Annotated in this window: 19 protein-coding genes; 12 read left to right on the forward strand and 7 right to left on the reverse strand. The window is 69.8% G+C overall.

The features are described 5' to 3' along the window. Positions 1–50: 50 nt before the first annotated feature. Positions 51–1235, reverse strand: coding sequence for an imelysin family protein (locus OOT46_RS15340; protein ID WP_265404487.1), 1185 nt, complete (start codon positions 1233–1235; stop codon positions 51–53). A 215-nt stretch (positions 1236–1450) separates the two neighbouring features. Between OOT46_RS15340 and hpaR the strand changes: the two genes are divergently transcribed. Beyond that, a complete protein-coding gene (hpaR, locus tag OOT46_RS15345) occupies positions 1451–1996 on the forward strand; it encodes a homoprotocatechuate degradation operon regulator HpaR (RefSeq protein ID WP_265404488.1) in 546 nt (181 codons plus the stop codon). A 63-nt stretch (positions 1997–2059) separates the two neighbouring features. Here the strand turns inward: hpaR and OOT46_RS15350 are convergent, their stop codons facing one another. Then, a complete protein-coding gene (locus OOT46_RS15350) occupies positions 2060–2941 on the reverse strand; it encodes a pirin family protein (RefSeq protein WP_265404489.1) in 882 nt (293 codons plus the stop codon). Positions 2942–2971: 30 nt separating this feature from the next. Beyond that, positions 2972–3574 (reverse strand): FMN-dependent NADH-azoreductase, encoded by a 603-nt coding sequence (locus tag OOT46_RS15355; RefSeq protein ID WP_265404490.1) that lies wholly within the window; start codon positions 3572–3574, stop codon positions 2972–2974. 114 nt (positions 3575–3688) lie between these two features. On the opposite strand from OOT46_RS15355, the gene OOT46_RS15360 reads away from it, so the two are divergent. Next, positions 3689–4609, forward strand: a complete 921-nt coding sequence (locus OOT46_RS15360; protein WP_265404491.1) for a LysR family transcriptional regulator — start codon at positions 3689–3691, stop codon at positions 4607–4609. A 21-nt stretch (positions 4610–4630) separates the two neighbouring features. Here OOT46_RS15360 and OOT46_RS15365 read toward each other — a convergent pair whose 3' ends face one another. Continuing rightward, positions 4631–5323 carry an ArsR/SmtB family transcription factor gene (locus tag OOT46_RS15365; protein WP_265404492.1) on the reverse strand — a complete coding sequence of 231 codons (693 nt, stop codon included), beginning with the start codon at positions 5321–5323 and terminating at the stop codon, positions 4631–4633. Positions 5324–5395: 72 nt separating this feature from the next. Here OOT46_RS15365 and OOT46_RS15370 point away from each other — a divergent pair, with 72 nt between their 5' ends. From OOT46_RS15370 to OOT46_RS15410, 9 genes are all read left to right on the forward strand, one after another. Next, positions 5396–6574, forward strand: coding sequence for a cytochrome P450 (locus OOT46_RS15370; RefSeq protein ID WP_265404493.1), 1179 nt, complete (start codon positions 5396–5398; stop codon positions 6572–6574). An 18-nt stretch (positions 6575–6592) separates the two neighbouring features. Further along, a complete protein-coding gene (locus tag OOT46_RS15375) occupies positions 6593–6937 on the forward strand; it encodes an antibiotic biosynthesis monooxygenase family protein (protein ID WP_265404494.1) in 345 nt (114 codons plus the stop codon). 130 nt (positions 6938–7067) lie between these two features. After that, positions 7068–8987 (forward strand): DNA/RNA non-specific endonuclease, encoded by a 1920-nt coding sequence (locus tag OOT46_RS15380; protein ID WP_265404495.1) that lies wholly within the window; start codon positions 7068–7070, stop codon positions 8985–8987. A gap of 56 nt (positions 8988–9043) precedes the next feature. Next, positions 9044–9592, forward strand: coding sequence for a hypothetical protein (locus OOT46_RS15385; RefSeq protein ID WP_265404496.1), 549 nt, complete (start codon positions 9044–9046; stop codon positions 9590–9592). Further along, positions 9589–10527, forward strand: coding sequence for a Kiwa anti-phage protein KwaB-like domain-containing protein (locus OOT46_RS15390; protein WP_265404497.1), 939 nt, complete (start codon positions 9589–9591; stop codon positions 10525–10527). Before OOT46_RS15385 ends, OOT46_RS15390 begins: the two co-directional genes overlap by 4 nt. 52 nt (positions 10528–10579) lie before the next feature. After that, positions 10580–10828: a hypothetical protein gene (locus OOT46_RS15395; RefSeq protein WP_265404498.1), complete on the forward strand. Its 249-nt coding sequence runs from the start codon at positions 10580–10582 to the stop codon at positions 10826–10828. A gap of 243 nt (positions 10829–11071) precedes the next feature. Continuing rightward, on the forward strand, positions 11072–14944 hold the full coding sequence (locus tag OOT46_RS15400; RefSeq protein WP_265404499.1) for a PAS domain S-box protein: 3873 nt from the start codon (positions 11072–11074) through the stop codon (positions 14942–14944). A 76-nt stretch (positions 14945–15020) separates the two neighbouring features. Further along, positions 15021–15695, forward strand: a complete 675-nt coding sequence (locus OOT46_RS15405) for a DUF502 domain-containing protein (RefSeq protein ID WP_265404500.1) — start codon at positions 15021–15023, stop codon at positions 15693–15695. Between the two features lie 90 nt (positions 15696–15785). After that, the gene (locus OOT46_RS15410; protein ID WP_265404501.1) at positions 15786–16121 is read left to right on the forward strand and encodes a hypothetical protein; all 336 of its coding nucleotides are present in this window, start codon (positions 15786–15788) and stop codon (positions 16119–16121) included. A gap of 24 nt (positions 16122–16145) precedes the next feature. Here the strand turns inward: OOT46_RS15410 and OOT46_RS15415 are convergent, their stop codons facing one another. The 3 genes from OOT46_RS15415 to OOT46_RS15425 form a co-directional block, all read right to left on the reverse strand. Continuing rightward, positions 16146–16388: a hypothetical protein gene (locus OOT46_RS15415; protein WP_265404502.1), complete on the reverse strand. Its 243-nt coding sequence runs from the start codon at positions 16386–16388 to the stop codon at positions 16146–16148. 96 nt (positions 16389–16484) lie between these two features. Continuing rightward, positions 16485–17414, reverse strand: a complete 930-nt coding sequence (locus tag OOT46_RS15420; protein WP_265404503.1) for a LysR family transcriptional regulator — start codon at positions 17412–17414, stop codon at positions 16485–16487. 79 nt (positions 17415–17493) lie between these two features. After that, positions 17494–18480, reverse strand: coding sequence for a PHB depolymerase family esterase (locus OOT46_RS15425; protein ID WP_265404504.1), 987 nt, complete (start codon positions 18478–18480; stop codon positions 17494–17496). 259 nt (positions 18481–18739) lie between these two features. Between OOT46_RS15425 and OOT46_RS15430 the strand changes: the two genes are divergently transcribed. After that, positions 18740–18961 carry a hypothetical protein gene (locus OOT46_RS15430; RefSeq protein ID WP_265404505.1) on the forward strand — a complete coding sequence of 74 codons (222 nt, stop codon included), beginning with the start codon at positions 18740–18742 and terminating at the stop codon, positions 18959–18961. Positions 18962–18999 lie beyond the last annotated feature (38 nt).

An 18999-nucleotide genomic window follows, 5' to 3' on the forward strand; every position in this document is an offset into this window, starting at 1 on the left:
GGCGGCGGCCGCCGCCAGGCGGGGCCGTCGCAGCGCGAAACATGGGAAGTTCACTGGGGTTGCGTCAACGTGAGTCGGGTGATGCCGACGCGGTGCGCGGCTTCGACGAGGTCCTTGCTCTGCTGGACCAGGCTTGCGATGGTCTGCTGCACACGCAGCCGGCCGGGGGCGTCGGCAGCGCCGGTGATCTCGCGATCGAAGGGCGCCTGGATCGCTTCGGCCGCGCGTACCGAGGCGGCAATCTGCCTCGTGGTGCGCTCGGCCAATGCGGCGTCGGCGGCGCCGACCAGGTGGCGCAGCGACGGACCCTGCAGGCGGCTGCCGTCGAGCCGCTGGTACTCGCCCAGCCAGACATTGCGGATGCCCAAAGCATTGGTCACGGCATCGCGATGCGTGTTGTCCGAGAAGCAGGAGTGCTCGTCCTCCTGGTCCTGGCTCGCCAGCGCCACTTCCAGCCGCTCGCCGGCCAGTTCGCCGCGCGACAGCGAGCCCAGGCCGACGAAGATCTTGCGCAGCGATTCGCTGCCGCCCTTCTCGAAGCGGGCGCGGTAGTTGTTCTTCACGCCCGGCGCCCAGGCTTGCACCAGCGAGCGCAGGTCGTCGACCAGCAGTTGGGTGACCAGGCCGAGGTACTGGCGTCGCCGGTCGGCGTTGGGGGCCTTGCCGTCGACGAAGTCCTCGAAGGAGCGGGCGCCCGGGCCGGCCTCGTTCAGGTCCTGCCCCCACAGCAGGAACTCGATCGCATGCCAGCCGGTGGAGATGTTCTCCTCGCCGCCGCGCTCGTTGTGGGCCGCCAGTGTTTTTTTGCTCAGCGCGACCTTGCGGTTGTTGATCAGCCCGGCGCCGGGCTTGCCCTTGACGCTGTCGACGAAGGCTTCGTCCATCGGCCAGGCGTTGAGGCGCCCTTCAGGACCCTGTTCGTCGTCGATGGGGCCGCCGTAGAAGCGGAACGCCTCGGTCTGACCGTAGACCTCGCGTGCTGCCAGCCAGGCCTTGCGCGCCGCCTCCTGAGTGCTTGCGGAGGGCTGGGCCACGAAGGCCTTCACGGCCTCCTGCAGCACCAGGGACTGCGTCAAGGTGTCCTCATAGACGGCGTGCACCAGGGTTGCGTAGTGGGCCACCACTTGCGATGTGTCGGGCGCCGCCCGGGCTGCCTGCGGCGCGCGCTCCTCGGCAAGGGCCACGGGCGCCAACGGGAGGGCAACGGTCAGCACGGCCAGCAGCAGAGGTTTCATCGGCGGTTCTCTCCATGTGAACACTGCAAAAACCTTCATTGTAAATACGAATTATTATTGTTATTAACAGGGGCCAGGACAGAAGGTGCAGATGCATGCATCCGGCGTCTTCTCACAGGTACCTGTCAAACCAGCCAGCGAGATGGGGCGGCGAAGGGGGAATACGGCGCCTAGAATTAATGAACGAACTAATTAAGATCTGCCAGGAGAGAGCCATGCCTGCCGTCATACAGCATCGCAACCTGCCTCACGCCCTGTTGCGAGCGCGCGAGGCCGTCATGCGCTACTTCAGGCCCAACCTGAAGCTGGCGGGTGTCACCGAGCAGCAGTGGCGCGTGATCCGCACACTCTCGCAGTACGGAGAGATGGAGATCGGCCGCATTGCCGAGGCCTGCAGTATCCCGGGTCCCAGCCTGACCGGTGTGCTCGAAAGAATGGAACGCGACGAGTGGATCAAGCGTTTCCGCATCTCGACCGACCAGCGCAAGGTGGTGGTCGAGCTGACCGCCAAGAGCCGCCGCCTCGTGGACAAGATGGCTTCCCGCGTCGACGCGCGCTATCTGGAGATCGAGTCCCAGCTGGGCCCGCAGGTGCTGGGCCGCTTGTTCGAACTGCTGGACCGCGTCGCGGCGCTGCCCGACCCTGGCCAGACCGAGCCGGTGAAGCTGCCGATCTCGCGCCACCAACGGCCGCCCATCCCGCGCAAGGCGGCATTGGCACGGCCTCGGGTGGTCAGCTCGCCGTCCTCCCGGGCTCGCTGAGCCGCCAGCCCGGACTTGCTGCCCCCGGGCTGCAAGCTGGGCGGGAAGCTGCTCGCCGCGTGCTCAGGCGGACGCCGTGAAGCGTCCGGCCCGGAAGTCTTCCACCGCCTGGAAGATCTCCTCGTTGCTGTTCATCACGAAGGGCCCGTATTGTGCGATGGGCTCGTTCAGCGGCCGCCCGGCGATCAGCAGGGCCCGGGCCGGGCCAGCACTGCGCAGCACGACGCCGCCAGCCCCTGGGGCATTGGCGAGGATGGCCATGCGTTGTACCGGTACGGCCTGGCCGCCGATCTCCAGTTCGCCCTCGTAAACATAGACAAAAGCGTTGTGCCCAGGCGGCAAGGCCTGCTCGAAGCGGCTGCCTGCGCCGAAATGCAGGTCCAGGTAGAGCGGCTCGGTATGCGGGCGCTGCACGGCGCCTTGCACACCATGGCTTGCGCCGGCGACGACACGCGCTGTCACGCCCTCCGCGGTCGTGAACTCCGGGATCTGCTCGCTCTGGATGTCGCTGTACCAGGGCGCACCCAGCTTGTCCTTGGACGGCAGGTTGAGCCACAGCTGGAAGCCCTGCATCAGCCCGTTTTCCTGCTCCGGCATCTCCGAGTGCACCAGGCCGCGGCCGGCACTCATCCACTGCACGCCGCCGTTGTCCAGCAGACCTTCGTGACCCGCGCTGTCCCGGTGCCGCATGCGGCCGGCGATCATGTAGGTGACGGTTTCGAAACCGCGGTGCGGATGATCGGGAAAGCCGGCGCCATAGTCCTTCGGATCGTCGCTGTGAAAGGCGTCCAGCATCAGGAAGGGATCCAGCCGACGCTGCAGCGGCTGGGTCAGCACCCGGGTCAGCTTGACCCCGGCGCCGTCGGAGGTGGGGATGCCGACGACCAGCCTCTCGACCTTGCGGGCCTGGTGGACGATCTCGGGAATGCCGGGTGTGTGCCTCATGTCAAGCTCCTTGATCCGGGAGGCTGGTCCTCAGGCGAGCGCGGCCTCGATCTGGCGCTGTGCGTCCGAAAGCGCTTCGCGCTGCACCTCCGGGCCCATCGCCAGGCCTTCGGCATAGACGAACTGCAAGTCGCTCATGCCCAGGAAACCCAGCACCGCGCGCAGGTAGGGGACCTGGGTGTCGGCGGCCGTGTCGCGGTAGCGGCCGCCGCGGGTCAGCACCGCATAGACCTTCTTGCCCGTCAGCAGGCCTTCGGCCTGGCCGGTCTCGGTATAGCGGAAGGTGACGCGGGCCCGGGCGATCGCGTCGATCCAGTTCTTCAGCTGGCTGGAGACACCGAAGTTGTACATCGGCACGCCCAGCACCACCACGTCGGCGGCCTGGATTTCGGCGATCAGCGTGTCGTCCAGCGCCACCCGCGCAGCCTGTGCCGGCGTGCGCTCGGCGGCCGGCGTGAAAAGGGCCTGCAGGGCGGTTTCGTCGAGCGCCGGATGCGGCGTGCGAGCCAGGTCACGCAGGACCAGTTCGGCGCCGGGATGCGCGTCGCGCAGACGGGCCACCAACTGGTCGGCCAACTGGGTGGACACAGCGCCTTCGGCGCGGGCGCTGGAGTTGATTTGCAGGATCTTCATGGCAGTGGACCTTTCGCGGTAGTCATCAAGGAAGAGGCGATGAGGTGACTGTATTGGTGTTTTTCATGCCTAAAAATCCGTTGAAATGGATAACATTGTTCCATGCAAGGAACAATGCTTCAGATCGATCCCAGTGATCTGCTGCTGTTCGCCCGGGTCGCCGAGAGCGGCAGCTTCACCCGCGCGGCCGAACGCGTCGGCTTGCCGAAGAGCACCGTGTCGCGCCGGCTGTCGGGGCTGGAGCGTCAGGTGGGTGAGCGGCTGCTGTTGCGCACCACCCGCAAGCTCAGTCTGACGGACTTCGGCCACGCGCTGCTTGAACATGCGCGCCAGGTCGCCGCCGAGGTCGATGCCGCCGCGTCGCTGGCGCTGCACCGGCAGGCCCTGCCGAGCGGGCGGCTGCGAGTCTCGATGCCGGGGGAGTTTGCCGGGGTGGATCTGGCCGCCTTCCTGGCGGAGTTCCTGCTGCGTCACCCGGCCATCTCGCTGGAGGTGGACATCTCGGCGCGCCGTGTCGATCTCGTCGGCGAGAACTTCGACCTGGCGATCCGCATGGGCGCGATGCAGGACGACTCGAGCCTGGCCGCACGCCGCCTTTTTGTCTACACCTGGGGCTTGTATGCCGCGCCCTGCTACCTGGCGCTGCGCGGCACACCCGCCGAACCGCGTGACCTGCTGCAGCACGATGCCCTGCCGGTGCGCGCCAGCAACGGCGAACCCATGCCCTGGATCCTGAGCCGGGGCGACGAGCGCTGGCAGGGTGTGCCCCCGGCCCGCGGCATCGCCAACTCGCCGCCGCTGCTGCTCAAGCTCGCCGCCGTCGGCGCCGGCATCGTGGCGGCCCCCGACGCGCTGGCGACCGAGCTGGTCGGGCAGGGCGCGCTGGTGCGCGTGCTGCCCGATTGGTGCCTGCCAGAGGTGCCGGCCTGGGCGGTGTTTCCCGGCCGCCGCCTGATGCCGGCCAAGACGCGCGTTTTCCTGCAGATGCTGGAGGAGGCCTTGAGCCGCAGCGGCGTGCTGGGTACCAGCGTCTGACGCAGGTTGGCGCGCCGAGGCTCAGGCTGAGGTGTCGGGCCTGATGTCCAGCGGCGCGAGCCAGTCGCGCCAGCCGCGCGGCGAGACGCGCAGTCCGCGGCTGTCCAGCTCACGGCTGACCCAACGGCGCTCGAGCGCCACGCCGAGCAGGGCGGCGCCCAGCGCGCCGCCCAGGTGCGGCTGCCGCTCGCTCCAGTCGACGCAGCCGCAAGCGAAGCGACGCCGCCGTCGGCGTGCCGCTTCGACATCCACGCCCCAGTGCTCGAGCGCCGTGGCGCCGTCCGGCGCCAGCGCATAGTCGCTGCCCTCGGCGACCAGCCAGCCGCGCTGCGTGAGAGCCTGCAGCAGCGCCACCGCCACGGCGCCAGCCATGTGGTCGTAGCAGGAGCGCGCGCTGCGCAGCGGCGCTGGGGTGCGCGGCCGGAACTCCTTGCGCGGCGTGCCGGCGAGCACCAGCAGCGCCTCCAGGGCCGCCGCGACCTCGGCACCGGCCAGGCGGTAGTACCGGTGTTTGCCCTGGACCAGGCAATACACCAGCTCCTGGCGCACCAGGCGCGCCAGGTGGGCGCTCGCCGTCGAGGCGCCGACCTCTCCGACGGCTGCCAGCTCGGTGGCCGTGCGCGCCCGCCCGTCGAGCAGCGCGCACAGCATGTTCGCGCGCGCCGGCTCCGCGATCGCGGCGGCGATGGCCGGCAATCCGGTATCTGCATCCATGTTTCGTTCCTCATCGAAGCGTGGCAGCCGCCAGCCTAGCAGACTGGCGTTCCTCCCACTTGCCCGACTGCCATGAACGATGAGCCCCTCGATCCCCTGCAAGCTGTCAGCGCGCCTGACCCCTATGCCTACTACCGCCGCCTGCGGGAGCGGCAGCCGTTCTACTTCGACGAGTCGGTGCGGATGTGGGTCGCCAGCAGCGCGGCCGTGGTGGAGGCGCTGCTGGCTGACGACAACTTCACGGTGCGACCTGCAGGGCAGCCGGTGCCGCCAGCCCTTGCCGGCTCGGCCGCCGGCGAGCTGTTTGGCCGGCTGGTGCGCATGAACGAAGGTCCGGCCCACGCTGCCGCACGGCCCGCCTTGGGGGCCGTGCTGGGCGGCTGGGAGCCGGCCACTGCTGCGGCCATCGCGCAGCGCGAGGCCCGCGCGGCGCTGAAAAGCCCGGGGCGCCGGGTCGAGCTGCTGCATCGGGTGCCGCTGCTGGCCGTCGCGGAGTTGCTGGGTGTCCCGTCCTCGCGGCGCCTGCATGTGGCCGCGCAGGTCGATGTCTTCGTGGCCTGCCTGTCGCCGCAAAACAATGCTGTACCGCTGGAGGCGGCCGCCACGGCGGCCGGCGAACTGACGGCCTTGTTCGGCGAGGGCCTGGGCCGGTGGGCGCCGGTCCAGGCGGCGGCGTTGACGCCCGAGGTGTTCGCCGCCAACCTGGCCGGGCTGCTGGTACAGACCTGCGACGCGAGCGCCGGCCTGGTCGGCAACTGTCTGGTCGCGCTGGCGCGCGAGCCGGAGGTACTCGCCGACCTGCAAGGGGCGCGGCTTGACGTCGGCGCGTTTGTCGCCGAGGTGGCCCGGCATGATCCGGCCATCCAGAACACGCGCCGCCATGCCGCACGGGCCACCTCGGTCGCCGGCGCGCGTTTGCAGGCCGGCGAGGCGGTCCTGCTGCTGCTGGCTGCCGCCAACCGCGATCCCGCCTGCGGCGAGGCGGCGGAGGGTTTCGATCCGCGCCGCCCGGCACACGGGTTCGGTTTCGGGAGCGGCCGGCACCGCTGTCCCGGGGAGGCCCTGGCCCGCGCCGTCGCGGGCGGCGTCGTGCTCGCCTGCCTCGAACAGGTGGACGCGTGGCTCCCCTCGGCACGGCGTTTTCTCGCGGCCCCGGTTTACCGCAACTCGGTCAACGCGCGCATTCCCCGCTTCGATCTTCCAGTGCCGGCAGGCACCGCCGCCGCCGCCCTCAGTCCGACGACCCACTGACCAGACCAGGAGCCCGCGATGATTGCCGTGATCTTCGAAGTCCGTCCTCATGAAGGCCGGCAGCCGGCCTACCTCGATCTCGCCGCCGGCCTAGCGCCGCGGCTCGCCGACATCGACGGTTTCATCTCCATCGAGCGTTTCCAGAGCCTGAGCGAACCCGGGCGGCTGCTGTCCTTGTCCTTCTGGCGCGACGAGCCCGCGGTGGCTGCCTGGCGCCGGCTCGAAGCGCATCGCGCGGCTCAGGCAGCCGGTCGCGAGTTCATCTTCGAGCACTACCGGCTGCGTGTGGCGAAGGTGCTACGCGACTATGGCCTGCGCGAGCGCGACCAGGCACCCGAGGACAGCCGCGAGCGCCACGGGTGAAGCCCTGTGGCGCGTCAAGCGGGTCTCTGTTACCAGGAGAAAGTAGTGCCGGAACGAGGCACGACGGTCATTTCCGGGCGTTACCCTGGCGTATCCGCCAGGGGGCGGGCTGACAACGGAGAACACAGGCATGGCGAGTCGCGACGACTCCGAAGAAGGTGCACGGCGGCGCACGCTGCGCTCCATTCTCGACGACAAGGAAATGCGCTTCGAGCTGCAGCGCCGCGCGGCGCACAGCGAGCTGGGCGGGCTGTGGGACGTGGACAGCGGCACGCTGGCATCGATGCTGGAGAACCCCGACCCCGAGCTGGCCTTCGAGAGCCGGCCGCTGTCCGAGGCCATCGTGCGTGCGATCGCGCGGCCGGTGCTGATGGTCGAGAACGACCAGGTCACGCTGCCGGCCCGCTCGGACGTGATGTCGCGGCGCGTGCGCAAGCACCTGAAAACCTTCCAGCCGGCCCTGCGCTCGGTCGGCCGGGTCGAGCTGGTCGGCCACCCCGCGCTCGAGTGGGTGGGCACCGGCTGGATGATCGAGGAGGACGTGGTGGTCACCAACCGCCATGTCGCCTCGGAATTCGCACGCCGCGACGCCACCGGCGTGGGTTACGTCTTCATCCGCAACCACGCCGGCACCGACGTGTTGCCGCGCATCGACTTCCGCGAGGAATACCGCTCGGTGGTCGCGGCCGAGTTCCGCATCGACCGGGTGCTCTATATCGCACCGCACAGCGAGAGCGCGCCGGATGTGGCCTTCCTGCGCGTGGTGCGCGACAACGGCGCGCCGCTGCCGCCGCCCATCGAGCCGGTGGCCACGCTCAGCCGCCACCTGCGCGAGCGCCGCTTCATGGCCGTGGTGGGCTACCCGGCACGCGACAGCCGCAGCGACTCGCGCCTGGTCGACCGCATTTTCGGCGATGTCTACGATGTGAAGCGCTTCGCGCCGGGCGAGGTGATGACCGTGCCCAAGGAGAGCTGGTTTTTCGAGCACGACGCAACCACCCTGGGCGGCAACTCCGGCAGCGTCATCCTCGACCTGCAGACCGGCAAGGCGCTGGGGCTGCACTACGCGGGCGCCCATCGCAAGGCCAACTACGCGGTGCGCATCGACACCGTGCTGGAGATGCTGCACATCGCCAAGGGCCGCACCTCGGTGGGCGGCGCGCCGCTGTACGACGAACTGCAGGAGAAGACCCGCCCGGCGTCCAGCTACAAGGCGGATGGTTTCGACGAGCGTTTCCTTTCGGTGCGGCTGCCTCTGCCCAAGCCGGCGCGGCGTGACGACCTGCTGCGGGTGAGCGACGCGCGCGACCCCTGGCGGCTCGACTACACGCACTTCAGCGTGCGCATGAGCATCTCGCGCCGACTGCCGATGGTCACGGGCGCCAACATCGACGGCAGCACGAGGCGCAAGATCTCGCGCCAGGGCCTGGCCTGGTACTTCGATCCGCGCATTCCCCGTGAGAGCCAGGTCGGCAAGGAGTTCTACGGTCCGACCCGCTTCGACCGCGGCCACATGGTGCGCCGCGAGGATCCGGTCTGGGGCGAGCCCGAGGTCGCCGCCCGGGCCAACGAGGACACCTTCCACTACACCAATGCCGCGCCGCAGCTGCCCGGGCTCAACCAGCGCGAATGGCTGGAGCTGGAAGACTACGTGCTGGACAACGCCGACGCGCTGGACCTGAAGGTGAGCGTTTTCACCGGCCCGGTGTTCGGCGTCAACGACCCGGTCATCGAAGGCGTGCAGGTGCCGCTGCGTTTCTGGAAAGTGGCGGCACTGGTGGAGGCTGACACCGGAGAGCTCAACTGCGCCGCCTACCTGCTGTCGCAGGAGGACATGCTGGCCGAGGCCTTCCACTACGGCCGCTTCAAGACCTATCAAGTGTCTCTGGCGGGGCTGGAGGACCTGACCGGCATCAGTTTCGGCAAGGTCCTGCGCGATGCCGACAACTACCCGCGGCGCACCCGCGAGGAGGCGGTGCCGAGCTGGTCGCCGGGCATCGAGATCCGGCGGCCCGAAAACGTGCGTTTCCCGCGCCGTGGCAAGACCTGAGCGGCGCAGAGGCCGCGATGATGCTGACCCGGCCCTGAAGCTGCGATGATGGCAGGATGAAGCTGCGCTTCTGGCCCTCGCTGTTGATCTTCGCCAGCTCCTACTTCCCGCTGGCGGTGATCGTCATCATCAAGGACCTGGACGCGACCAGCTGGCGCCCCCAGCACCCTCTGCTGGCGGGGGCCATCGCCATCAGCGCAGCGCTGTGCATGCTGGCGCTGTTCCTCGCGGTCCGCTCGATTCCCGGCGGGCTGCCGGTGCAGGTGACCAAGGTCAGCAATAAATCGGGGGAGCTGTTTGCCTACACCATCCCCTACATGATCTCCTTCTACAACTTCGACCTCGGCGACTGGCGCACCCTGCTGTGCCTCGGGCTGTTCCTGGGCATGCTGTTTGCGCTGGCCTATCGGACCCGCAACATATTGGTCAATCCGGTGCTGGGGCTGGCCGGCTATGGCCTTTACGACACCCAGTTCAAGGAAGGTGCGCGGGAGCGACAGGGCCTGCTGCTGTCGCGCACCGAGTTCCGAGTCGGCGATCGTTGCTATGTGACACGACTCTCCAACTTCCTCTACTTCGTCAAGAAGGTCGACACCGAAGCATGAAGAAGGCCGATGCGCCGCAGGACCGGCTGGCCGGGCTGCAGCAGACCGACTGGACGCTGGCCAGCGCCAGCCTTTGGATCGTCAGGCGGCGGCTGGTCGACCGCCGGGCGCGCTACGAGGTGCTGGGTGTGGACATCGACGAAAAGCTGCAGCACAAGCTGCGCGACGAGGTCGGCGAGTTGCTGGCGCCGCCGCTGGGGACCGCGCCCTACGAGTTCGTCTCGGAGGACCAGGACGACGTCGTGCTGACCCTCGAGTCCGCCGACACGGACTTTCCCGCCATCGAGGCGCAGGTCAGCCGCGGGCTCGATGCGCCACGCGCCGAGACCCTCGACGACCTGCTCAACTCCTGGTGTTACCTGGTTCACCTGCAGACGCGCGAGCGCTCGCTGTTCGCGGTCCGCAAGACCGCGGCCCAGAGCAGCACGCGGCGGGTGCGCGGCCTGCGCAATCTGCTCTGGGAAGGTCACATGCTGGTCGACCTGGACGAGCGCCAGGTCTTCACGCTGGCCAGTGGCTACGACTTCCTCGCCGCGGAGGACTGGCTGTTCGTCTTCAACAAGCGCCAGTTCGAGAGTGCGCTGAACTTCCGCCTCGGCATGGAGCGCCTGCGCGACACGGTGCTGCAGGAGTTCGAGGAGGCCGGCATCTTCGTCGACGTCACGCCGCTGCGCGAGGCCATAGGCACCAGCTTGCCGCGCCTGCGCCGCATCTCGGCGCTGGACCGCAGCGGCTACTACCGCGACCCCCGCTTCATGCAGCGGCTGCTTGAGCTCAATGAGCAGGAGCACTGGGGCCTGCAGGTGCACGAGGGCCGCATCGCGGTGGACCCGGACAACGTCGATACCGTGTTGCTGCTGCTCAACAACGGCCGCCTGCGCTCGCCGGTGAACAACGAGACCTTCGACGCGCTGGTCAAGAAGAAGCTCGACTAGAGGCGCCCCCGGGCATCCGGATTGCTTCGCTCCCCTGGAAAGGAGAAGCGCCATGAAAGACGAGCACACCCAGAAGCGTGAGGACCACCGTCTGGAGGGCAAGGCCATCAAGCCCGAGGACAAGGTACCCACCTACCAGGAGCTGCTGGACGAGGCGCTGGACCAGACCTTTCCGGCCAGCGACCCGATCTCGCCGTCGGCGGCCGAGCACGCCGAGCGGCAGATCTCCACTGGAAAGGACGAGAAGGACTGGAAGCTGCAACCCGGCAGCGAATGCCCGCCGGGCAAAAAGGCCTCCTGAGCGTCCGGCCTCGGCCCCCGCGTGCCGAGGCCGATTTTCCCGGTTTGCCTCGCCTAAAGGCGCACGCCGCTTCGGTCCACCCCTCGGGTAGGCGGGCCGTTGGCTGCAGTTACTTACTTTCGGCCCCTGATACAGCCTGCATGATGTCGCGCAGGCAGAGCAGGGGGGGCGCGATCACCGCAGCTCTCCCCCGCCTGCATGTCGCAACGCTCCCACTCGGGGGGTCAGGCAGAGGGCGCCGACATGAAAGTATTACGCGACGCGCAGGCGGCCGGCTGGGCCGCCTGGCTCATCGCTCCGGCGGCGGCCGCCCTGGCCGCTGCTGCCGGGCTGGGGCTGCAGGGGCGGCTCCATGGCGAGGGGCTGATGCTGCCTGCGGTGCTGGCCGTGCTGGTGTCGGCCGCCGTCGGCGGGCTCGGGCCCGGGCTGCTGACCACGCTGCTGTGTGGCGTTGTGGTCGTCTATCTGTTCCTGCCGCCGTTCTACGTCTTCGACATCGCCAATCCCGACCAGACCGCCTGCCTGGTGCTGTTCCTCGTCGTCTGCGTGACGGCCAGCGTGCTATGTGGCGCGCTGCACGCCATGCGGCGCCGGCTGGAGGCACAGCGCCGGCAGCTCGAGCGCAGTGAGGCTTTCCAGCGCTGCATCGCCGACCTCACCGCCGACTTCGCTTTCGAGGCCAGCGTGCGGCCCGACGGGCGCGTCGTCACCGATTCGGTCAGCGCCGGCTTTGTCGAACTGCTTGGCTACACGCTGGAAGAGGGGCTCGCACGCGGCGGTTGGCGCAGCGTGCTGGCGCCCGAGGAGCGCGTCGCGGCGCGCGATGTGATGCGGCGCGCCCGCGCCGGCGAGGACATCGAAGCCGAGATGCGCCATCTCACTCGCAGCGGACGCAGCCTCTGGCTGCACTTCCGCGTCCGGGCGGTCCGCGATGCCGAGGGGCGCGTGTTGCGCTTCTACGGCGCGGCACGCGACGTCACCGGTCGGCGCGAGGCCGAGGGTCGCATCCAGCGCCTCAATCGTGAGCTGGCGCGGCGTGTCGAGGAGCTGCAGGCCTTGTTCGACGCCGCGCCGGTGGCCATCTGGCAGGCCCACGACCCCGGTTGCCTCACCCTCAGTGCCAACCGCCAGGCAGAGGCGCTGACGGGCCGGGGCATGCCCGCGGGCCAGCCGCCGGTCTGGCGCTGCCTGCGCGAGGGCCGGCCGGTCCCGGTCGAGCAGCTGCCGCTGCAACGCGCCGCGCGCGAAGGCCGGCCAGTGCTGGAGGTCGAACTGGAGATCGACGTGCCCGGGCGGGAGCCCGCCATCGTGGTCGGCAATGCCGTGCCGCTGCTGGACAACGACGGTCGCGTGCGCGGTGCGCTGGGCGCCTTCGTCGACATCACCCAGCGCAAGCGGGTCGAGGCGGCCGTGTGGCAGGGCCGCGAACAACTGCGCCTGGTGGCCGACAACGCGCCGGTCGTCATCGCTCACTGCGACCTGGAGGGCCGCTACCGTTTCGTCAATCGCGCCTACGCCGAGCGCTTCGGCCTGAGCCCGGAGGAGGTCGTCGGCCGGCATGCCTCCGAGGTGGTGGGCCGGGCTGCCTGGGACATGATCCATCCCTACCTGCAGCGCGTGGCCGCCGGCGAGATGGTCAGCTTTGAGGCCGAGATCCCCTACGAGGCACTCGGCCCGCAGCACATGCGCTGCGCCTACGCCCCCGAGCGCGACGGCCAGGGCCGGGTGGTCGGCATGGTGGGAGCGCTGCTCGACATCAACGATCGCAAGCGCGCCGAGCTGGCCCTGGAGGCAGCCCGCGCCGAGGCCGAGCGCCGGGCGCTGGAGTCGGAGCAGGCCAAGGCGCTGCTGCAGACCATCTTCGACAACCTGCCGGAGGGCATCGTCTGGGTCGGCGGTGCACCCGACTACCCGGTGCTGGCGAACAGCCGCTTCGGGCACGAGCTCATCGGCGCCCCGGCGCGGCAGTCCGATACCCACCCGCTGGACGGCTACACCGTGTACACCAGCGACGGCGACCGGCGCCTGGCGACCGAGGAACTGCCGCTCTACCGTGCGTCCCGGCATGGCGAGACGGTCAACAACGAGGAGCTGCTGGTCGAGCGCGCCGACGGCACGCGGGTCTCGGTGCTGGTCGATGCGGCGCCGATCCGCAATGCCCGCGGCGAGATCCTGGGTGCCGTGAACTGCTGGCGCGATATCACCGAGCGCAAGCGCGCCGAGGCGGCTCAGCGGCGCAGCGCCGAGCGCTTTCGCTCGCTGGTGGTGGCGACCACCGCGATTGTCTGGGTCACCGACGCCCGCGGCGCCTTCGCCGAACCGCAAGCCTCATGGCAGGCCTACACCGGGCAGGACTGGCCGTCGCACTGCGGCTACGGCTGGATCGATGCGGTGCACCCCGAGGACCGCGAGCGGCTGCGCGAGTCCTGGGAGAGCGAGCTCTTGCGCGGCGGCTGCTACGAGGTGGAGGCGCGCCTCTGGCATGCCGACAGCGGTGCCTTCCGCCATTCCCAGAGCCGCGCGGTGCCGGTGCGCGACGCCGACGGCGACATCGTCGAGTGGATCGGCACCTGCCAGGACATCCACGACCGCAGCCAGGCGCTGGAGGCGCTGCGCCAGAGCGAGGAGCGCTTCCGGCTGATGGTGGAGAGCGCGCGCGACTACGCGATCTTCACGCTCGACGCGGACGGCCGCGTGACCGCCTGGAACGTCGGCGGGCGCAAGCTGCTGGGCTACGACGAGGCCGACATCCTGGGCCGCCACGTCGAGCTGCTCTACCTGCCCGAGGACATCCGCGACGGTGTGGTCGCGCGCGAGCTCGAGACCGCCCGCCGCGAGGGCCAGGCGGAGGACGAACGCTGGCACCTGCGCAAGGACGGCAGCCGCTTCTGGGCCAGCGGCCTGGTGATGCGGCTGAGCGCCGGCGGCGAGCGGCGCGGCTTCCTGAAGATCATGCGCGACGTCACCGAGGCGATGCGCTCGCGCGAAACCCTGGAACGCCAGGCCCTGGCGCTGCGCGAGGCCGACCACCGCAAGGACGAGTTCCTTGCCACGCTCGCGCACGAGCTGCGCAACCCGCTCGCGCCGCTGCGCAACGGCCTGGAGATCCTGCGCCTGGCCGCTTCCGACCCGCAGGCGCAGGAGCGCGCCCGCATCGTGATGGAACGCCAGCTGGCCCAGATGGTGAGGCTGATCGACGATCTGCTGGATGTCAGCCGCATCAGCCGCGGCAAGATCAAGCTGCGCATCGCCCGCGTCGAGCTGGCCGCGGTGGTGCGCGACGCCGTGGAAACCAGCCGTCCGCTGATCGAGGCGGCCGGCCACACGCTGAACATCGAGCTGAGAGAGGAGCCGCTGTTCGTCGATGCCGACCTGACCCGGCTCGCGCAGGTCTTCTCCAACCTGCTCAACAACGCCGCCAAGTACACCGAGCCGGGCGGCACGATCGCGCTGCGTGTCGAGCGCCGCGGGGAGGAGGCGCGCGTGAGCGTGAGCGACAACGGCGTGGGCATCGCCGCGCCCATGCTGCCGCGGCTGTTCGAGATGTTCTCGCAGGGCGACCGCTCGATCGAGCGCTCCCAGGGCGGGCTGGGCATCGGCCTGGCGCTCGTCAAGCGCCTGGTCGAGATGCACGGCGGGCAGGTCGCCGCCGCCAGTGCCGGGCTGGGCCACGGCAGCGAGTTCAGCGTGCAGCTGCCGCTGGCACGCTCGCATGTCGTCGAGCCGGTGCTGCCGGCCGCGCCGGCGGCGGCGGTGGAAACGTCGGGCCGGCGCATGCTGGTGGTGGACGACAACAAGGATGCCGCTCTCAGCCTCGCGGTGATGCTGCAGATCATGGGCAACGACGCGAGAGTGGCGCACGACGGCCTGGAAGCGCTGGGCGTGGCGGCCAGCTTCCAGCCCGAGATCATCCTGCTCGACATCGGCATGCCGCGCCTCAACGGCTACGAGACGGCCCGCCTGATGCGCGAGCAGCCCTGGGGCCGCCATGCGCTGCTGGTGGCGCTGACCGGCTGGGGGCAGGACGAGGACCGGCGCCGCTCCCGCGAAGCGGGCTTCGACCACCATCTGGTCAAGCCCGTCGAGCCCAAGGCCTTGGAGCGCCTGCTCGCCTGAGCCGGCGCGCCGCCCCACAATAGCCGCCGACGAGGCCGGCGCCGTTGCCGGCCGACCCGCCCGCCGGGAGACTCGATTGAAGAACCGCCTCCGCAAACTCTTGCGTACCTTCCTCACCGGGCTGGTGGCTGTGCTGCCGCTGGCCGTCACGATGATCATGCTGGCCTGGGTGGTGCAGCTGCTCTACGGACTGATCGGCCCCCAGAGCCTGGTCGGCCGCGTGCTGGTGCTGCTCGGCGTGGGGCTGGTCGGCTCGGGCGCGATCGCCTACCTGCTCGGCATCGCGATCGTGCTGCTGGGGGTCTTCGGTCTCGGCCTGCTGGTGGAGGCCGGCGTGCAGAAGGGCCTGCGCCGCGCGCTCGAGGCCGCCGTGCTGCGCATCCCCGTGGTGCGCACGATCTACGACGTGATCAAGCGCCTGATGGCCCTGTTGACCGAGCGCAACAAGGACGGCGGCCTGGGCTCGATGAGCCCGGTCTGGTGCCACTTCGGAGGGCGCGGCGGTGCCGCCGTGCTGGCCCTGCTCTCGACACCCCAGCCGGTGCTGCTGGGCGACCGGTCCTATCTCGCGGTGCTGGTGCCGACCGCGCCGGTGCCGGTGGGCGGCGGCCTGATCTTCGTGCCGGCCGAGTGGGTCGAGCCGGCCGACCTCGGCGTGGAGGGCGTGACCAGCATCTACGTGTCGATGGGGGTGTCCTGTCCCCAATACATGCCTGCGGCACCGCGCAGCACGGGTACATCGCTTGCTTGAACCTGAAGGTGTGTGCCGAGCACAAGGAGTAGCCATGCCCCCGAACCGCCACGGACCCGACCTCGGCCGAAACCCTCCCGGAGCTGGCCGATGAACTCGCCGCTGGTCCTGGGTACCCTGCATCTGCCGCGCCATCGCCGGGTCCAATTCGAATTGCGCGACGGCCGCTGGCTCACTGACGACCCGGCGCAGGCGCTGCGCTGGCACGACGGCCCCTTCAGCGTCAGCAGCGAAGGCACGGCCTTGCGCATCGCCAACGACATGGACCCGGCGCTGATGCTGCACCGGCTCGATCCGGCCGTGGTGCAGCGCGGCGAGCGCGGCCCTGGGGTGCTGCTGGAGGCCAACGACACGAACGAGGCGCGCTGCGAACTGGAGTGGGAGGTCACCGAGGTGGTGTCCGCCGGCGGGCGCGATGGCCGCTGAGGGCGATCTGCGGCGGCGCCGCCCTCACCAGTCGGCCAGTCGCCAGCAGCGCGCGCTGGACGGGTCGATGCGCAGGCCCAGGCCGGGATGGCAGGTCAGCGGTTCCGGAGCCGGGCAGGGCGCGCCGACACGGATCAGGTCGTCGACCGCCATGTCGTTGTGCTCCAGCTCGGCCAGGTAGTCGTGGCGCGGACCGAACAGCAGGGCGCGCGGCGCGTCCTTGGGTCCGACCAGAAGCAGGTATTTGCCGCTGTTGGTTCTTTTCATGGAAACGATCAACAGTTGTTCTTGTCGGGCAGGATGCTAGAGATGCATGACAAGGCTGCGAATCCCCGTCTGTCCGACGCCGCCGTCGGCGTTGTCCTACATGGCGGCCACCGTCGGCGTCGCGAAGACCTCTGCCAGGAAGTCCATGAAGGCGCGCGTGCGGCTCGGCACGAACTTGCGCGAGGGCATCGCTGCGTAAAGCGTGAAAGTCGGCGTGCGCCATTGCGGCAGCACCTGCACGAGGGTGCCGTCGGTCAGCGCATCCTCGACCATCACCGAAGGCAGCCCGACCAGCGCCAGCCCGGCCACCGCCGAGGCATAGAGGGTGTCGGGGTGGGCGCTGCTGAAGGCGGCGCTGCTGTGCACGGCCAGGCTTTCGGCGTGGGCCGACAGCTGCCACTGCGCGGTGCCGCCGCTGTCGCCGTCGGGCGAGGCGAGCAGGCATTCGTGCTGCGCCAGCTCGGCCGGATGGGTCGGCATGCCGTGGCGCGCGAGGTAGGCCGGGCTGGCGCACAGTGCGCCGGCGCCACGCGATAGCGAGCGCACCACGGCCGCGCTGTCGAGTCCGGAGGGCGGGGCGCTGCCGCCGACCAGCAGGGCCGCGTCCCAGCCGACGTCGGTGACCGCAACGCCCGCGGTGCCGGCCACGTTGAAGCTCAGCCTCAGCCCGGGAAACTGCCGCTGCAGTCCGGGCAGGTGGCGGGTCAACTGGCGCGCCACGCTGGCGGCGGGTACCTTGATCCGCAACGGCCCCTGCGGCTGCCGCACCGCCGCATCGACCTGGGCCTCGGCCTCCTCCAGCTGGTGCAGGATGGAGCGCACCCGCTCCAGGTAGCCCTGGCCCGTGGGAGTCAGGGCCAGGCGGCGGGTGGAGCGGTGGATCAGGCGCACCTTCAAGTGGTTTTCCAGGTCGGCGACCAGGCGGGTCACCGCCGCGGCAGACACATCCATCGCACGTGCTGCAGCGGCAAAGCCGCCTTCGTCGATCACCTTGGCAAACGCTCGCATCGAGTTCAGACGATCCATCTCGGGCTCCTGTGGCGGGGCACGCCGACAAGGCCGACGCGCCGATGCGGGCCGATTCTGTCGAGGCTTCTTTAAGGACTTATTGGGGCCGCTGCAAACGCTTCGGCGACGGGTCCGGCTGCGCTCCTTTCTGCGGCGGGGTGGCCTCGACGCAGCGGACTGTCCGCCGGCCGATGAGGCGCTCCACCATGGCCCGGATTGCCGCTATCTGGGGACCGGCCTTGCGAGCATGGAGGGGGCCGGTGTAGCCCCACCAGTCCCAGCAGGCCTTGGGGGCGTCGGCGCCGGTCTGCGGGTACAGCACGACGATGCGGTTGGTCTCGGCCCAGCGGTTGTAGCCGGTCTCGCGCACGTACTGCTCTCCGACCACTGCCAGGTTTTGTCCGCAGCCGTGGAACACCACGTGCAGCCGGCAGCCCGAAGCCGCCGCCCCGCAACCCGGCGGCACGAACAGCCGGCCGCTGGGGCCCAGGGCGGCGTCCCGGGCAAACGGCTGTTGGTCGAAGCTGCGCAACTCGCCCGTCAGCGGACCGTCGCGGGGCGGCGCCAGCGGGCCGTAGAGGTGCTGCAGCAATTCGCCGGCGAGATCGAAGCCGCAGTTCTTGATGTAGGGGCGGCCCCGCGCGCCGCAGGCACCGCCGTAGCGGTCGGTGACCATCGCATGCTCGGCGGCGACGTTGTTGCGGAAACGGATCTGGCTGGGTGGCACGAAATGACGCAGAAAACGTTCCAGTGCCTCGGTCACCGGCGTGGGCACCACGCTGTCGCGCTGTCCGGAAAACAGGTAGATGCGTGCGCGGGCCAGGCAGGCTGGCGGATCGATGCTGCCCGAGGCGGCCCAGGCGCGGGTGGTCTGCACCAGCCGGTCGAGCGGGATGGCGCCGCCGCGGTGCAGGCAGCGAAGATTGGCCAGCTCGCCCGAGCCTTCGGCGCAGGCGTAAGGGCCGGCGGCAATCGCTGCAGCGCCGGCCACCAGCGAGGAGTGGGCGACCTGCATCTGCACTGCCATGTAGCCGCCGGAGGACAGGCCCGACACCGTCACCGCCGCGGGGTCGATGCCCAGCATCGGCAGGGCGGGCGCTGTCGCTGCCGATGCCGCTGCCGCTGCCGTGCTGGCGAGCAGGGCGGCGACAGCGCCGGCCGCCCGACGCCGCGGCCCCGCTCGGCGCGGCCGAAGCGGCGGCACCTGAGACTTGCCAGGATTTTCAAAGCCTGGGAGCGGGTACATCATCTGCTCCGGTCCTTCCTGAGGACGCGTGGAACGCGTCCGCGTGCACGCCCCGGCAGATGCTCACCGCAACGTCCCCTAGCTTTGCAAGACGTCGATGAACCCCATTCAAACCGAAACCCTAGACATCCTCCAGCAAGTCTGGCGCCAATCCCTGCTTGCGCTCGCAGCGGCTTCCAAAGCGAACATGCCGATCTTTGCGTCGGCGCTGGAAGCCGCGTCGCACAACGAGTCGCTCAACCCGGTGGCACGGGCCATGCTGGCGGAGCTGGCGGAAAGCGCTGGCGTGGTCGCGCCGTTTTCGGCAACCAAGCAGTAAGAAGTGCCGGCCGCCACCGCCCGCCGCTGCCGCGGGCG

It is taken from the genome of Aquabacterium sp. A7-Y, assembly GCF_026153205.1.
Taxonomy (GTDB): domain Bacteria; phylum Pseudomonadota; class Gammaproteobacteria; order Burkholderiales; family Burkholderiaceae_C; genus Caldimonas.

Excerpts from the sequence above, each read along its gene's own strand:
- OOT46_RS15340 (WP_265404487.1), bottom strand. The coding sequence starts at position 1,235 with ATGAAACCTCTGCTGCTGGCCGTGCTGACCGTTGCCCTCCCGTTGGCG.
- hpaR (WP_265404488.1), top strand. The coding sequence starts at position 1,451 with ATGCCTGCCGTCATACAGCATCGCAACCTGCCTCACGCCCTGTTGCGA.
- OOT46_RS15350 (WP_265404489.1), bottom strand. The coding sequence starts at position 2,941 with ATGAGGCACACACCCGGCATTCCCGAGATCGTCCACCAGGCCCGCAAG.
- OOT46_RS15355 (WP_265404490.1), bottom strand. The coding sequence starts at position 3,574 with ATGAAGATCCTGCAAATCAACTCCAGCGCCCGCGCCGAAGGCGCTGTG.
- OOT46_RS15360 (WP_265404491.1), top strand. The coding sequence starts at position 3,689 with ATGCTTCAGATCGATCCCAGTGATCTGCTGCTGTTCGCCCGGGTCGCC.
- OOT46_RS15365 (WP_265404492.1), bottom strand. The coding sequence starts at position 5,323 with ATGGATGCAGATACCGGATTGCCGGCCATCGCCGCCGCGATCGCGGAG.
- OOT46_RS15370 (WP_265404493.1), top strand. The coding sequence starts at position 5,396 with ATGAACGATGAGCCCCTCGATCCCCTGCAAGCTGTCAGCGCGCCTGAC.
- OOT46_RS15375 (WP_265404494.1), top strand. The coding sequence starts at position 6,593 with ATGATTGCCGTGATCTTCGAAGTCCGTCCTCATGAAGGCCGGCAGCCG.
- OOT46_RS15380 (WP_265404495.1), top strand. The coding sequence starts at position 7,068 with ATGGCGAGTCGCGACGACTCCGAAGAAGGTGCACGGCGGCGCACGCTG.
- OOT46_RS15385 (WP_265404496.1), top strand. The coding sequence starts at position 9,044 with ATGAAGCTGCGCTTCTGGCCCTCGCTGTTGATCTTCGCCAGCTCCTAC.
- OOT46_RS15390 (WP_265404497.1), top strand. The coding sequence starts at position 9,589 with ATGAAGAAGGCCGATGCGCCGCAGGACCGGCTGGCCGGGCTGCAGCAG.
- OOT46_RS15395 (WP_265404498.1), top strand. The coding sequence starts at position 10,580 with ATGAAAGACGAGCACACCCAGAAGCGTGAGGACCACCGTCTGGAGGGC.
- OOT46_RS15400 (WP_265404499.1), top strand. The coding sequence starts at position 11,072 with ATGAAAGTATTACGCGACGCGCAGGCGGCCGGCTGGGCCGCCTGGCTC.
- OOT46_RS15410 (WP_265404501.1), top strand. The coding sequence starts at position 15,786 with ATGAACTCGCCGCTGGTCCTGGGTACCCTGCATCTGCCGCGCCATCGC.
- OOT46_RS15415 (WP_265404502.1), bottom strand. The coding sequence starts at position 16,388 with ATGAAAAGAACCAACAGCGGCAAATACCTGCTTCTGGTCGGACCCAAG.
- OOT46_RS15420 (WP_265404503.1), bottom strand. The coding sequence starts at position 17,414 with ATGGATCGTCTGAACTCGATGCGAGCGTTTGCCAAGGTGATCGACGAA.
- OOT46_RS15425 (WP_265404504.1), bottom strand. The coding sequence starts at position 18,480 with ATGCTGGGCATCGACCCCGCGGCGGTGACGGTGTCGGGCCTGTCCTCC.
- OOT46_RS15430 (WP_265404505.1), top strand. The coding sequence starts at position 18,740 with ATGAACCCCATTCAAACCGAAACCCTAGACATCCTCCAGCAAGTCTGG.